The sequence below is a fragment of the Nocardioides sp. GXQ0305 genome, from assembly GCF_050880345.1.
Classification (GTDB): domain Bacteria; phylum Actinomycetota; class Actinomycetes; order Propionibacteriales; family Nocardioidaceae; genus Nocardioides.
In genome coordinates, this window is the sequence record NZ_JBNYXG010000003.1 from 604,245 (window position 1) to 616,728 (window position 12,484).

The window sequence follows — 12,484 nt, forward strand, 5'->3', positions numbered from 1 at the left end:
CTCAGGGCGTCCGACGCGCCGACTCGCGGGCGGCGTACGCCGCGGCCTCGGCGCGAGATCGCAGTCCCAGCTTGTGCAGGATGCTGCTGACGTGGTGGCCGACGGTGCGCGGGCTGAGGAAGAGTCGAGCACCGATCTCCGGGTTGGTGAGACCCTGGGCGACCAGGCCGAGCACGTCCCGCTCCCGCTCCGAGAGCGGTGCCCCTCCCCGCGCCCCGGGTGGTGGGACGACGCCGAGCGAACGCAACAGGGCGGCCGCTCCAGCGGCCTCGCGCCGGGCACCCAGCGACTCGTGCCGCCGGTGGGCGGAGCGTGCCCGTGCGGCCGCGGCCCCGGGGTCGACCGAGACGAGCAGCCGGGCCAGGTCGAGCTCGACGCGAGCCGCGTCGTACGGGAGCTCGAGCCGGGCGAAGGTGTCGAGGGCGAGCCCGAGCTGTCGACGCGCGGTCTCCGTGTCGCCGGCGGCTGTGGCCACCAGCCCGGCCGCACGCGCGAGCAGCCCGACCGTGCGCGGGAACGTGGCCAGCTCCCAGGCGGACGCCTCGGGCGCCACCAACCGGGCCGCTTCCTCGGTGCGGCCGGCGGCGAGCTCGGCTTCCGCGAGCACCGCCACCAGCAGCGGGTCGGCGAGCCCGTCCGCCCGCGCGGCGAGCTCTCCCGACAGTACTGAGCGCGCCTCCTCCGGCCGACCGAGGTCGAGCAGGCAGCGCGCCTGCGTCACGAGCCCGTACGGCGTGTGGTCCGCGTCGTCCAGCAGGACCAGCGCGGCCTCCGGTTCGCCTTGGCAGCGCCGGAGCTCGGCGAGGGCCGTGATCGCCTCGAGCCTCGGCCCACGGCCGGTGTCGGCCGACATCGCCAGCGCGGCGGCCAGCTCCTGCTCTGCTTCCTCCCAGCGGCCGGTGGCGACCAGGACGCTCCCGTAGTGGGCGCGGCACCGGGCCTGGAGGAACGGGCAGCCGTAGGTCTCGGTGAACCGGTCGGCCGCCCGGCACCACTGGGTGGCGCGCCGCAGGTCGTCGACCAGGCTGCACGCAGCGAGCATGTTGCAGCCGGACCACACCGCGACCTCGAGCATGCCGCGCGGCTCCCCGAACGCCTCGGCCAGCGCTTCGTCCAGCAGGGCCAGGCCGCTGTCGACCTCGCCGCTGGCCACGTGCCAGAGGCCGAGGTCCGCCCGCGCCATGGTGGCCAGGTCGCGGTCGGAGAGCCTCGCCGCGGTGTCGGCGGCCGACTCGATGAGACGCCGGCCCTCGACCGGGTCGCTCGCCACGTAGCCCGAGACGAGGGTGACCCATCCGGCCACCACGTCGGAGTCGCCGCGCCGGGCGAGCGTGCGGGCGCGGGCGAGCCAGCCGTCGGCCGCGGCGTCGTTGTCGAAGTTGCTGAGGTACCAGAGCGAGACGTGGACCGCGAGCATCGCCGCGTCCGCGAACCGCCCCTCCTCCTCGTACGCCGCGACCGCGCGCTCCCCGTGGTCGAGAGCGGTCCGCACCTCGCCCAGCCACCAGCACGCCCGCGCGAGTCCGTGGCGGGCCTCGGCGGACTCCCTGACCCCCAGCACCGCGACGTACCCCTCCCGGGCCGCGGACCAGTCGCCAGCGTCGGCCCGGGCCACCGCCTCGCGCAGGCCGGACTCGGTCATCCCGCCATCCTGAACCTCCGGCGGCGCACTGGATAGGTCAACCGACCGATGCTCCGAAGCGTGGCGACGGTGACACTGGCGTGGACCCGGAGGTGACCCGATGACCGAGACGTTCGACCTCAGCCTCGAGCAGGCCCACGCCTACGAGGACCTGTTCGTCCCCGCGCTCTTCGCGCAGTGGGTGCCGACCCTCCTCCGACATGCCGGCGTCGGCCCCGGTCTGCGGGTGGTCGACGTGGCCTGCGGAACCGGCGTGGTCGCGCGCGCCGCGAGCGAGGTGGTCGGGCCGGGCGGCCAGGTCAGCGGGGTCGACCTCAACCCCGCGATGGTCCAGGTCGCCCGCGAGTGCGTACCCGGCCTCGACTGGCGGGTCGGCGACGCCGGCGACCTGCCGTACGGCGACGCATCGTTCGACGCCTCCCTGTGCCAGTCGGCGCTGTTCTTCTTCCCGGACCCGGCTGCGGCCTGCCGCGAGATGGTCAGGGTCGTCCGACCCGGCGGCACGGTCGCCCTCCAGACGTACGCCGAGCTGGCCGACCAGCCGGGCTACGGACCGTTCGTCGACGCCGTCGTCCGCCACGCCGGCGACGGCGCCCGGCGGCTGCTCGGCACGTACTGGTCGAGGGGCGACGTCGCGCAGTTCCGGGCACTGCTCGACGAGGCAGGGGCCGAGCCCACGAGCAGCGAGTCCGTGCTCGGCGAGGTCTCGTTCCCGTCGGTCGAGGCCCTGGTGCAGACCGAGGTCGGCGCGACGCCGCTCGCCGACCGCATCGACCCGGCGGCGTACGTCGCACTGGCCCGGGACGTCCGCGACGTGCTCGCCGACTTCGTGGACGAGCAGGGGGCCGTCACCATGCCGGTGCGAGCGGTGTTCGTCGCGGGACGCAAGCGGTAGCTGCTCAGCGACCCAGCACGTCCCGCTCGCCGGGATCCCGCGCCGGGTCCTCGGCCGGCAACGCGTCGTACGCCCAGTCCGAGCGCTTCCACTCCGGCACGGGCGTGAGGCAGTCGTCGCGGGGGACGAAGCGGGACCGGCGGACCAGCTGGTAGCGGTGGATGTAGCGCGGGCAGTTGGGGTAGACGGCGCGCGCCCGGACCCGCACCACGAACTGCGCCTCCGGCCACGTCGACCGCAGCGGGTCGGCGAGGTCGATCGACGCCTCGCCCTCGAGCCGCATCCGGTGGCCCTTCTCGAGGTCGATGAACAGCATCCCGACGTGCGGGTTGACCAGGACGTTGCCGGTGGAGAGGTACATGCCGTTGCCGTCGTAGTTCGGGAACGCGAGCGTGTGCTCGTCGAGCACGTGCACGAAGCCGGGCTCGCCGCCCTTGTAGGAGCAGGTCGGCCGCCCCTCGGCGTCGGCGGTCGCGAGGAAGAACATGTCGCGTGCCTCGATGAACGTGCGGTCGGAGTCGCTGATGGTGTCGCTGACGAGCAGGTCGTCGATCCGGTCGGCCAGCGCGCGGGTGTCGTAACGGTCCTGCAGCGACCGGCTGCCGTCGTGGAATCCCGACGCCATGGTTCCTCCTCGGCTCGGCCACCAGTGTGCTCCCGGCCGCGCCCGCCGTCGACCGGTACCGGATCGTCCGGGATCCGCCGTACGGTGCCGTCATGACCGACGGGCTCACGATCCGCCCGCTCTCGCCCGAGACGTGGGACGCGTTCGCGGCCCTGGTCGAGCGGCACAACGGGATCTTCGGCGGGTGCTGGTGCATCTACTTCCACCCGGACAGCCCCGAGCGCGGCCAGGGTTACGACGGCAACCGCGCGCTCAAGTGCAGGTACGTCGAGGAGGGCCGCGCCCACGCGGCCCTGGTCTTCGACGGCGACCGAGCCGTGGCGTGGTGCGAGTTCGGCACGCCGGAGGAGCTGCCCAACATCCACCACCGCAAGCACTACGAGGCCGGGCTCGACCAGCTGCCCGACTACCGGCTCACGTGCATCTTCATCGACAAGGAGTACCGCCGGCGTGGGATCTCCCTCCTGGCGCTGCAGGGCGCGCTCGACCTGATCGCCGAGGCCGGCGGCGGGATCGTCGAGGGCTACCCGCAGGACCTGTCCGACGGGCGGCGGGTCAACAACTCGTTCCTCTACAACGGCACCCGCGCCCTCTACGAGCGGGCCGGCTTCACCTACGACCGGCCCAAGGGCAAGGGCCACACCGTGATGCGGCGGACCGTCGACCCGGCCTGAGCCCCCCGCTGGGTGACAAACTCCCCACAAAATCCTTCCGCCCATGGCGTGACGCCGGTGGTGGTGCCACCGTGGGCAGGTGGCGCCAGGGGGGATCCTGGACGACGCGATCGGGCGTGCCGCCCTCGTCGAGCACGTGGGGAAGTCGGGTGCTGCCCTCGAGCGGGTGACGCTCGCCGACGGGCGCACCGTCGTGGTCAAGCGGGTCACGCCCGAGACCGACCTGACGCTGGCGATCTTCGACCAGGCGTACGCCCACGAGTACCTGCTGTGGCGATCCGGCGGCTTCGAGCGGCTCCCCGACGGCGTCGGTCACGCCGTCGTCGACGGCTGGACCGAGGGCGACGACACCACGGTCATCGTGATGCGCGACCTCGGCGACGCGGTCCTGTCCTGGGAGGACCGGCTCGACGCGGCGCGGTGCCGCTGGGTGCTCGACCGGGTCGCCGCGCTGCACCTCGCCTACCTCGGCGACCCGCCGACGGCGGTCGCGCCGCTGGCCCCGATGCTCGACATGTTCGCGCCCCGGAGGATCGCCGGCCTGGCCCGCGGCGGCAGTGACTTGTTCGCCGCGGCGATGCGCGGCTGGGAGTACTTCGCCGACCCGTCGCTGGTGCCGCGCGACGTGTCGTCCGCGATCTTCGAGCTGCACGGCGACATGCGGCCACTCGCAGCCGGCCTGCTCGCCGGCCCGGTCACCCTGGCGCACGGCGACCTCGCCACGGTCAACATGGCCTTCGACGGCGACCGGCTGGTGCTGCTCGACTGGGCGATGCCGGTGGCCGCGCCGGGCGCGGTCGACGTCGCCCGTTTCCTGGTCGGCTGCGCCCACGTGGTCGACGTACGCCCGGACGAGGTGCTCGCGCACTACCGCAGCGCGGCCGGGCCGGCGTACGACGCCCGCTCGATGCGGCTCGCCCTGGTCTCGGCGCTGTGCTGGCTGGGGTGGAACAAGACGCTCGACATCGTGGAGAGCGATGACGAGGACGTGCGCCAGCGTGAGCGCGCGAGCCTCGCGTGGTGGATCGGGCAGGCACGGGAGGCGATCGAGGAAGGAGCTTGGTGATGGACCCGGAGATCGTGTACCGCCGTACCGTCGACGGCTGGACTGCCCGCGTCGACGCCGTCGGCCCGGACCAGTGGGCGCTGCCCACCCCGTGCGCCGACTGGGACGTGCGCACCCTCGTCAACCACGTCGTCGGCGAGGACCTGTGGACCGAACCGCTGATGCGCGGCTCGACCATCGAGGAGGTCGGCGACCTCTTCGACGGCGACCAGCTCGGCGACGACCCGCGCGCCGCCGCCCGCGCCGCCGCCGCCACCGCCCTGAACGCCGTGGCCGAGACGCTGCCGACCGCCGGCAAGGTGAACCTCTCCTACGGCGAGGAGGACATGGCCGAGTACGTCGCCCAGCTCACCGCCGACCACCTGATCCACGGCTGGGACCTCGCCGCCGCCACCGGCGGCGACACCTCCCTCGACGAGGACCTGGTCGCCGCCGTCGCCGCGTGGTTCGCCGAGCGCGAGGAGCTGTACCGCGCGGCCGGCGTCATCGGCCCCCGCGTCGACGTCTCCGGCGACGCCCAGACCCAGCTCCTCGCCCGCTTCGGTCGTAGCTCGCGCTGGGGCTGACGACCGGCCCCACGTCCCCCACCCCACGTCAGCCAGGGCGTCACGATCCGTCGGCCAGGTGGCCGAATCGGCGTCGTCCGGTATCAGGTCGTGGGCCACGGGACTCCTCCAAGGAGCGGCACCAGTCGAGCGGCCTGGTCGCTGGCATCGAGACCGACACCGGCTGTCGCGCACGACCGGTGTCGAGGGGGTTGGGCATGAATCACCACTACGGCTACGTGAGTGAGCGGTTGATCACGGAGGGGCTGTTCCCGCAGCGGCGAGCGCGGCGCCGCGAACGCGGACCCGGGGGCGCCGCGCCGGTGCCGACCGTGGACGGCCTCGACGTGGAGGCGATCCGCACGCACTTCGACTTCCCGGCAACCGGGCGGGTCGTCACCAACAACGCGGCCACCACGCAGACCCCGGTGGAGCTGGTCGACCTCTACCGCAGGCTCGCTCCCTGGTACGAGGGGGTCCACCGTGGGCAGTCGACGGCGTCGCAGCGCATGACCGAGCGGTTCGAGGAGTCCTACGACACGATCGCGACCTGGATCAACGCTCCGAGCCGACGCACGATCGCCACCTACCGGGCCACCACCGAGGCGATCAACGCCGTCATGTACTCCCTGCTCACCGAGTTCCGCGACGGCGACAACGTGGTCACGACGCTCATGGAGCACAACTCCAACTTCGTGCCCTGGTACGCCCTGGCGCGCGAGGTGCTGCCGAAGTTCGGCCGGTCGGTGGAGTGCCGGGTGGCGCGCTTCGACCACGACACCGGCGAGCTCGACCTGGATCACCTGGCAGGGCTCGTCGACTCCCGCACGAAGCTGGTCTGCGTGAGCGGCGCCTCCAACTTCCTCGGGACCAAGCCGCCACTGGACCGGATCCGGGCGATCGCCGACGCCGCCGGGTACCTGCAACCGTCGGGTCAGCGCGGGTCACTGCTGCTGGTCGATGCCGCTCAGCTGGCGCCGACGACGCTCATCGACGTGCAGGAGCTGGGCGTGGACTACCTCGCCTTCTCCTTCCACAAGATGTTGGCGCCGTTCGGGGTGGGCGTTCTCTACGCCCGCGAACCACTGCTCGAACGGTCGCTGCCGTTCCTGTACGGCGGTGACATGGTCGCCGACGGACAGGTGAGACCGGACCGGGTGGAGTACGGCGGGCTGCCGTGGAAGTTCGCCGCCGGCACGCCGAACGTGCTGGGGGTGGTCGCGTCCGCGCAGGCGCTGCGCCTCCTGGCCGACCTCGTGCTCGACGACGGCTCCCCACGGTTCGAGGGCTGCTCGCCGCTCCCCCGCGAGGACGTGGTGAGGACCATGAGCCGGGTCAACAGCCACGTCGCGAGCCTCACCGACCGGGCGCTCGCAGGGACGGACGGCATCCCGGGGCTGCGCAGCTACGGACCGCCCACGGGCGCGGCGCGGTCCCCGTTGCTGGCCTTCACCGTCAGAGGGACCGACCCTCGCGCGCTGGCGACGGCCCTCGACCGGGAAGGCGTCGAGGCCCGCGCCGGCTGCCACTGCGCCAGCCTCGCCCACTGGGACCTCGGCCTGGATCCCGGCACGTGTCGTCTGAGCTTCGCGGCGTACACCAACGAGCGGGACGTCGACCGCGCCGTGGACGCGCTCGCGGCCGTCGTCCGGCGAGGTTAGGTCCAGCGACCAGCGCGCAGGAGCACTAGATTGGTGGTCTCGAGCAGCTGAGTTCGCAGCCAACGCTCGCGGAGCACGGAGCCCCGGATGCCGGTGAAGCTCAACCACACGATCGTCTACTGCACCGACCAGCAGACCTCGTCCCGGTTCCTGTCCGAGGTCCTGGGGGTCGGGCCCCCGACGACCTACGGGCCGTTCTCCGTGGTGACGGTGGCCAACGACATCTCCCTCGACTTCCTCGAGGAAGGCCCGGTGCACCCCCAGCACTACGCGTTCCTGGTCGACGAGGACGAGTTCGACCAGATCCACCGCCGGATCCTGGACCGCGGGATCCCGTACTGGGCCGACCCAGGTCGGCGCCGGGCGCAGCAGGTGAACACCAACGACGGAGGCCGCGGTCTGTACTGGCTGGACCCGGACGGCCACGTCCTCGAGATCCTCACCGTCCCGTACGGCGGCTGGCCGGAGCCGGCAGGCCCGTAACCGGTCAGGACCCGCACCGAGGGTTCGTCAGAACGAGTTCTGGTCCGGGTGGTCACCCGAGGTCGGTCGTGATGCCCTCCGGGCAGTGGGGCAGACGCGCCTCGCTCGACCTCGAACCGGCAGGAGGCCCGTCATGTCCCGCGAACGCCATCCCCTACCGCTGACGCCCACCCCGCCCTCGTGGGGATTCAGGCACGGCAACCGCAGCCTCGCCGTGTGCCAGTGGAAGTGCGGCAACGAGTGCGACCTCCAGCCGCCCAACCGGAGTGCCAACCCCACGTTCGAGCAGGTCGTCGAGCGCGCGCTCTCCCGCAGGTCGGTCCTGCAGGGAGGCCTGGCGGGTGGCGCCCTGGTCATCGGCTCCGCCCTCGCGCGCCCGGCCCGCGCCGCGTCGTCGGCGACGTCGGGGGCCGTCGGAGGTGGGTTCGAACCGGTCCTCCCGAACAAGCTGGACGCCGTGGTCATCCCGGACGGCTTCCGGCAGGACCTCGTCATCCGCTGGGGAGACGCGGTGACCCCCGACGCTCCGGTCTTCGACATCATGCACCAGACCCCCGAGGCTGCGGCCCGGCAGTGGGGCTACAACAACGACTACCTGTGCGTGCTCCAGACGAGCGCCACCCGCGGGCTGCTGGTCTGCAACCACGAGTTCACCAGTCCCGAGCTGATGTTCCCGGTCGGGTCGCACGCCTCCGCGACCATGAAGCGCGTGCAGATCGAGTGCCACGGCATGTCCGTCATCGAGGTGCGGCGCCACACGGCCGCGACCGGGAGGTGGACGCCGGTGCCGGTCAAGCGGACCATCCGCAACCGTCGGATCACCGGGACCACCCCGTTCCGGGTCGTGGGCCCGGCGGCCGGGGACCCGCGGCTCCGGACGGCTGCCGACCCCGACGGAGCCACCGTCCTGGGCACCCTCAACAACTGCGCCGGCGGGACGACGCCCTGGGGGACGGTGCTGAGCGGCGAGGAGAACTTCAACCAGTACTTCGATCGCTCGGGGACCCTCGACAGCCGGTACACCGCGTCGTACGCCCGTTACACGATCACGGGCGCGGGGACCCGGGGCTGGAGCGAGGTCGACCCCCGCTTCGACCTCACGACCGAGCCGCACGAGCCGTTCCGGTTCGGCTGGATCGTGGAGGTCGACCCGTACGACCCGACGTCCACGCCGCGCAAGCACACGATGCTCGGGCGTCTGAAGCACGAGGGCGCCAACGTGGCGCTCACCACGAGCGGTCGCGTGGTGGCGTACATGGGGGACGACCAGATCAACGAGTACCTCTACAAGTTCGTCACGCGGGACACCGTCCGGCGCGGCGGCAGCCCCGCCGCGCGGAAGCACAACCTCGGGCTCCTCGAGCACGGGACCCTGTACGTCGCGCGGTTCTCCGGCGACCAGCCGGAGGCCTGCGATCCCGGGGTGCCGCGGGAGCACGACGGGACCGGCGAGTGGATCCCGCTCACCTCCGACACGCAGTCGTACGTGGCCGGGATGTCGGTGGCCGACGTGCTGATCGACACCCGCATCGCGGGCGATCTGGCCGGTGCGACCAAGATGGACCGCCCGGAGGACGTCGAGCCGAACCCCGTCAACGGGAAGGTCTACGCGGCCCTCACCAAGAGCCCGGTCCGGGGTGTCTCGGTCCCGGTCGACGCCGCGAACCCGGTCGGCAGCAGCCTGATCAAGGACTCGCTCGCCACGCCACCGAGGCAGGTCACCGGCAACCGCAACGGCTACGTGCTGGAGCTGACCGAGGACGACGATCGGAGCGACGCGCTGACGTTCGCGTGGTCGCTCATGCTCGTCTGCGGCCTCCCCGAGGACTGCGAGTCCTACTTCGCCGGGTATCCCAAGGAGGAGGTCAGCCCGATCAGCTGCCCCGACAACGTCGCGTTCGACCATGAGGGCAACCTGTGGTTGTCCACCGACGGCAACGTGCTGGGGTCGAACGACGGGATCTTCCGGGTGCCCGTGAGCGGGCCGGAGCGCGGCTTCGTCAAGCAGTTCCTCACCGTCCCGCCCGGTGCGGAGGCGTCCGGGCCGCTCGTGAGCAAGGACGGTCGCACGGTGTGGACGACGGTGCAGCACCCGGGAGCCGGAGGGACGTACGCCGCGCCGATCAGCACCTGGCCGCACACAGATCCCTTCGCGCGCCCGTCGGTCGTCGTGACCTACGAAGGGTGAGCCCGTGTGGCGCCTCGGGTCGGCCGGAACGGGTGACTGACGTGCGCGATCCTTGACCCGGCATATCCCCGGCGGAAGCATGAGTTCCGACATGATCGGAACAACGCCGGGTCGGAGCGGTACTGGCGATCCTGGCCCGGCGGCTTGGGGTCGCGATGGCGGGGGACGGAGGGAGCCGCCGGGTCGCCCTGGAGTACTCCCTCCTCGGGGGCCCGCAGGTCACGGCCGCCCTCGCGCCCGGCGAGGCGTGGTCGTTCGGCCGGGACGAGCGTTGCACTGAGACCCTGCTCCTCCCGACCCTGAGCCGGGTGGCGTTCACGATCCGCTGTCCCGAACCCGGGGTGTGCCGCGTCAGCTCCCGGCAGAGCGGCCTGGGGCGGGTGCTCGTCGACTCAGACGACGACCGCGAGCGCCACATCGTGGCCCTCGGGTCCGGACCGGTGCACCTGTTCGGGGGCAACTACACGGTCAAGGTGGAGCTCCCGCCGATCGTGCTGAGGATGTCCGTCGCGATCGGGGCCCAGCGGCTGACGGACCGGGCGGCCCCGTCGCTCGCGGTGTCGCCGACCGCGGCCGCCGAACGCACCCAGGTCCCCTGGTCGCCGGAGGATCCCGGGCCGGACGCCCACCCCTGGATCACGGTCGCCGCGCTCGCGGTCGCCGTGCACCGCTATCCGGAGCTGGTCGGAGAGAAGCGCCCGAGCGAGGCCCTGCGCCGGCTCTGCGGGCTGTGGTGCGGCCACACCAGCCTGTACTGGGTGAACGAGCGGCTCAAGGAGGCCGTCGAGGCAGCAGACCTGGTCGTGCCGGAAGGTGGTGAACGCCTGGCCCTCACGGTCTCCCACTACGGACAGGTGTTCCCCCACGCCACCATCCGTCGGCTGCGCGACGCAGTGCTGGCACGTCTGGATGCGCCGTGAGCTGGTTCCCGCAGGTGGGTGACACCGTCGGGCGCTTTCGGATCACCCGGGTGCTCGGACACGGCGGGATGGGCGTCGTCTTCGCCGCTGTTCCCGACGACCTGGAGCGCGAGGTCGCGGTGAAGGCGCTCGCCCCGCACGCGGCGGCGGATCCCCGACTGCGGGAGCGGTTCGGCCGGGAGGCTGCGACGCTGGCCCGGCTCGACTCGCCCCACATCGTCTACATCCTCGAGCACGGCGAGCAGGACGGCTGCCCCTATCTCGTCACCCAGCTGGTTCCCGATGGTGACCTGCGCCGTCACCTCGAGCAGCACGGTCCGCTCCCGGCGAGCCGCGCAGCCGACGTGGTGGCACAGGTCGCCGCCGCCCTGGAGGAGGCGCACGCGCACGGGGTCGTCCACCGCGACCTCAAGTCAGCGAACGTGCTGCTGCGGATCCTGCCCGACGGTGAGCTCCACGCGTTCCTCTGTGACTTCGGCATCGCGAAGGGCGACAGAGACGAGACGACCTCGGCGAGCGGGGTGCTCGGGACGCTGGAGTACCTGGCCCCGGAGCGACAGTCCGGGGCGCCGGCCAGTGTGGCGACGGACATCTACTCGCTCGGCTGCCTGCTGTGGGCCGCCCTGACCGGCGCGCCGCCGTACCGGGGGAGCGACGTCGACATCGCGACGGCGCACCTGCGCGCGCCCGTCCCGCAGCTCCCCGGTGGTGACGCGGGGAGCCTCCGCGCCAACGCCATCGTGGCGCGCGCCATGGCCAAGAAGCCCGAGGACCGGTACGGATCCGCGCGCGAGATGCGGGAGGACCTGACGGCGCTGAGGGCGCTGGCGACCGAGCAGGAGCTCCTGGTCGCTCCGTCGCGGACGTCGCGCACACGCCGTCGTGCCGCCGTCGTGGCGCTCGTCGGCGTCGCGGGTGTCGCCGTCGCCGCGACGATCGCCTCGCTGACCCTGGCCCTGGGCGACGGTGGACCGGACGCCAGCACGGCCGTGCCGACAGAGCGCCCGTCGTCCTCGGCCCCCGCGGCCGCGACTCAGCCCCGACGGGTGCGGTGCTGGGACGGGCGGGTGACGAGACAGACGGAGAACTGCTCCACCCCCACGGGCCGTGAGGGTCTCGAGTGGGTCTACCCGGGCTTCGACCGGGGCGCTTGCCGGCGAACGTGGCGCCCGCTGTCGCCGGAGAAGGAGCTGGGCTACTTCTGCCCCTTCACGAGCGCCAACCCCCGCGAGGGGATCCGCTACAGCGAGTGGAGCTCGGCAGGCGCTGCCCGCGACATCATCTCCCGTGACTTCGCCCCCTGGCCGGAGCAGGAGGTGGAGGTGGAGGACGACACCTGGTCGGTCTGGATCCGCGAGAGCAGGGACGAGGCGGGCTGGTTCTCGACGGCGCTGGCCTATCGGGTCTGGCCGTTCTCCGCCGAGGTCGTGTCGAACACACCACGGGCGACCAAGCTGGCCTGCAACTTCGTGGAGCAGCGCGCGCCCACCACCTTCGAGCTCATCCAGTCGCTCTGCGCCGCCCCTGGGCTGGACGGTGCCCTCGGGTGGGAGGACGCGGACCGGTCGTGACCACAGGCCCGCCGGTGCACCAGCGTGGGCACGGCCCTGCAGGGGTGCGGGGGTTTCGAGGCTCGGGCCTGGGCGGCCCTCGCACCTCAACCTCCGACGCTTGATGACGCCGGTCACCGGTGGTTGAGGAGGTCGCGTGTGGGCTCAACCTTGAGTGCAACGCCTTGACATGATCGAGGTGTTGCAGATGGCTCGTCCTCCGTGGCCGTGTGAG

At 72.4% G+C, this 12,484-nt stretch carries 11 protein-coding genes; 9 read left to right on the plus strand and 2 right to left on the minus strand.

Annotated elements, in window-relative coordinates; translation table 11 throughout:
• Position 1: 1 nt before the first annotated feature.
• Positions 2-1,642, minus strand: coding sequence for a helix-turn-helix transcriptional regulator (locus tag ACQ1X7_RS11470; RefSeq protein WP_432478323.1), 1,641 nt, complete (start codon positions 1,640-1,642; stop codon positions 2-4).
• A gap of 100 nt (positions 1,643-1,742) precedes the next feature.
• Between ACQ1X7_RS11470 and ACQ1X7_RS11475 the strand changes: the two genes are divergently transcribed.
• A complete protein-coding gene (locus tag ACQ1X7_RS11475) occupies positions 1,743-2,537 on the plus strand; it encodes a class I SAM-dependent methyltransferase (protein ID WP_432478324.1) in 795 nt (264 codons plus the stop codon).
• A gap of 4 nt (positions 2,538-2,541) precedes the next feature.
• Here the strand turns inward: ACQ1X7_RS11475 and ACQ1X7_RS11480 are convergent, their stop codons facing one another.
• Positions 2,542-3,162 carry a pyridoxamine 5'-phosphate oxidase family protein gene (locus ACQ1X7_RS11480; RefSeq protein ID WP_432478325.1) on the minus strand — a complete coding sequence of 207 codons (621 nt, stop codon included), beginning with the start codon at positions 3,160-3,162 and terminating at the stop codon, positions 2,542-2,544.
• A gap of 92 nt (positions 3,163-3,254) precedes the next feature.
• Here ACQ1X7_RS11480 and ACQ1X7_RS11485 point away from each other — a divergent pair, with 92 nt between their 5' ends.
• The 8 genes from ACQ1X7_RS11485 (at position 3,255) to ACQ1X7_RS11520 (ending at position 12,270) form a co-directional block, all read left to right on the plus strand.
• Positions 3,255-3,836 carry a GNAT family N-acetyltransferase gene (locus ACQ1X7_RS11485; RefSeq protein ID WP_432478326.1) on the plus strand — a complete coding sequence of 194 codons (582 nt, stop codon included), beginning with the start codon at positions 3,255-3,257 and terminating at the stop codon, positions 3,834-3,836.
• 79 nt (positions 3,837-3,915) lie between these two features.
• A complete protein-coding gene (locus ACQ1X7_RS11490; protein WP_432478327.1) occupies positions 3,916-4,902 on the plus strand; it encodes a hypothetical protein in 987 nt (328 codons plus the stop codon).
• Positions 4,902-5,468, plus strand: a complete 567-nt coding sequence (locus ACQ1X7_RS11495; protein ID WP_432478328.1) for a TIGR03086 family metal-binding protein — start codon at positions 4,902-4,904, stop codon at positions 5,466-5,468. The genes ACQ1X7_RS11490 and ACQ1X7_RS11495 overlap by 1 nt, the downstream gene beginning before the upstream one ends.
• A gap of 197 nt (positions 5,469-5,665) precedes the next feature.
• Complete coding sequence (locus ACQ1X7_RS11500) at positions 5,666-7,108, plus strand: aminotransferase class V-fold PLP-dependent enzyme (protein ID WP_432478329.1); 1,443 nt, start codon at positions 5,666-5,668, stop codon at positions 7,106-7,108.
• Positions 7,109-7,195: 87 nt separating this feature from the next.
• Positions 7,196-7,591: a VOC family protein gene (locus tag ACQ1X7_RS11505; RefSeq protein ID WP_432478330.1), complete on the plus strand. Its 396-nt coding sequence runs from the start codon at positions 7,196-7,198 to the stop codon at positions 7,589-7,591.
• 133 nt (positions 7,592-7,724) lie between these two features.
• On the plus strand, positions 7,725-9,779 hold the full coding sequence (locus ACQ1X7_RS11510) for a PhoX family protein (RefSeq protein ID WP_432478331.1): 2,055 nt from the start codon (positions 7,725-7,727) through the stop codon (positions 9,777-9,779).
• Positions 9,780-9,934: 155 nt separating this feature from the next.
• Positions 9,935-10,699, plus strand: a complete 765-nt coding sequence (locus ACQ1X7_RS11515) for a hypothetical protein (protein WP_432478332.1) — start codon at positions 9,935-9,937, stop codon at positions 10,697-10,699.
• Positions 10,696-12,270 carry a serine/threonine-protein kinase gene (locus ACQ1X7_RS11520; protein WP_432478333.1) on the plus strand — a complete coding sequence of 525 codons (1,575 nt, stop codon included), beginning with the start codon at positions 10,696-10,698 and terminating at the stop codon, positions 12,268-12,270. The genes ACQ1X7_RS11515 and ACQ1X7_RS11520 overlap by 4 nt, the downstream gene beginning before the upstream one ends.
• Positions 12,271-12,484 lie beyond the last annotated feature (214 nt).

Bases quoted from the DNA above. Each gene is read 5' to 3' on its own strand.
- ACQ1X7_RS11475 (WP_432478324.1), top strand. From the start codon at position 1,743: ATGACCGAGACGTTCGACCTCAGCCTCGAGCAGGCCCACGCCTACGAG.
- ACQ1X7_RS11515 (WP_432478332.1), top strand. From the start codon at position 9,935: ATGGCGGGGGACGGAGGGAGCCGCCGGGTCGCCCTGGAGTACTCCCTC.
- ACQ1X7_RS11485 (WP_432478326.1), top strand. From the start codon at position 3,255: ATGACCGACGGGCTCACGATCCGCCCGCTCTCGCCCGAGACGTGGGAC.
- ACQ1X7_RS11470 (WP_432478323.1), bottom strand. From the start codon at position 1,642: ATGACCGAGTCCGGCCTGCGCGAGGCGGTGGCCCGGGCCGACGCTGGC.
- ACQ1X7_RS11495 (WP_432478328.1), top strand. From the start codon at position 4,902: ATGGACCCGGAGATCGTGTACCGCCGTACCGTCGACGGCTGGACTGCC.
- ACQ1X7_RS11500 (WP_432478329.1), top strand. From the start codon at position 5,666: ATGAATCACCACTACGGCTACGTGAGTGAGCGGTTGATCACGGAGGGG.
- ACQ1X7_RS11510 (WP_432478331.1), top strand. From the start codon at position 7,725: ATGTCCCGCGAACGCCATCCCCTACCGCTGACGCCCACCCCGCCCTCG.
- ACQ1X7_RS11505 (WP_432478330.1), top strand. From the start codon at position 7,196: ATGCCGGTGAAGCTCAACCACACGATCGTCTACTGCACCGACCAGCAG.
- ACQ1X7_RS11480 (WP_432478325.1), bottom strand. From the start codon at position 3,162: ATGGCGTCGGGATTCCACGACGGCAGCCGGTCGCTGCAGGACCGTTAC.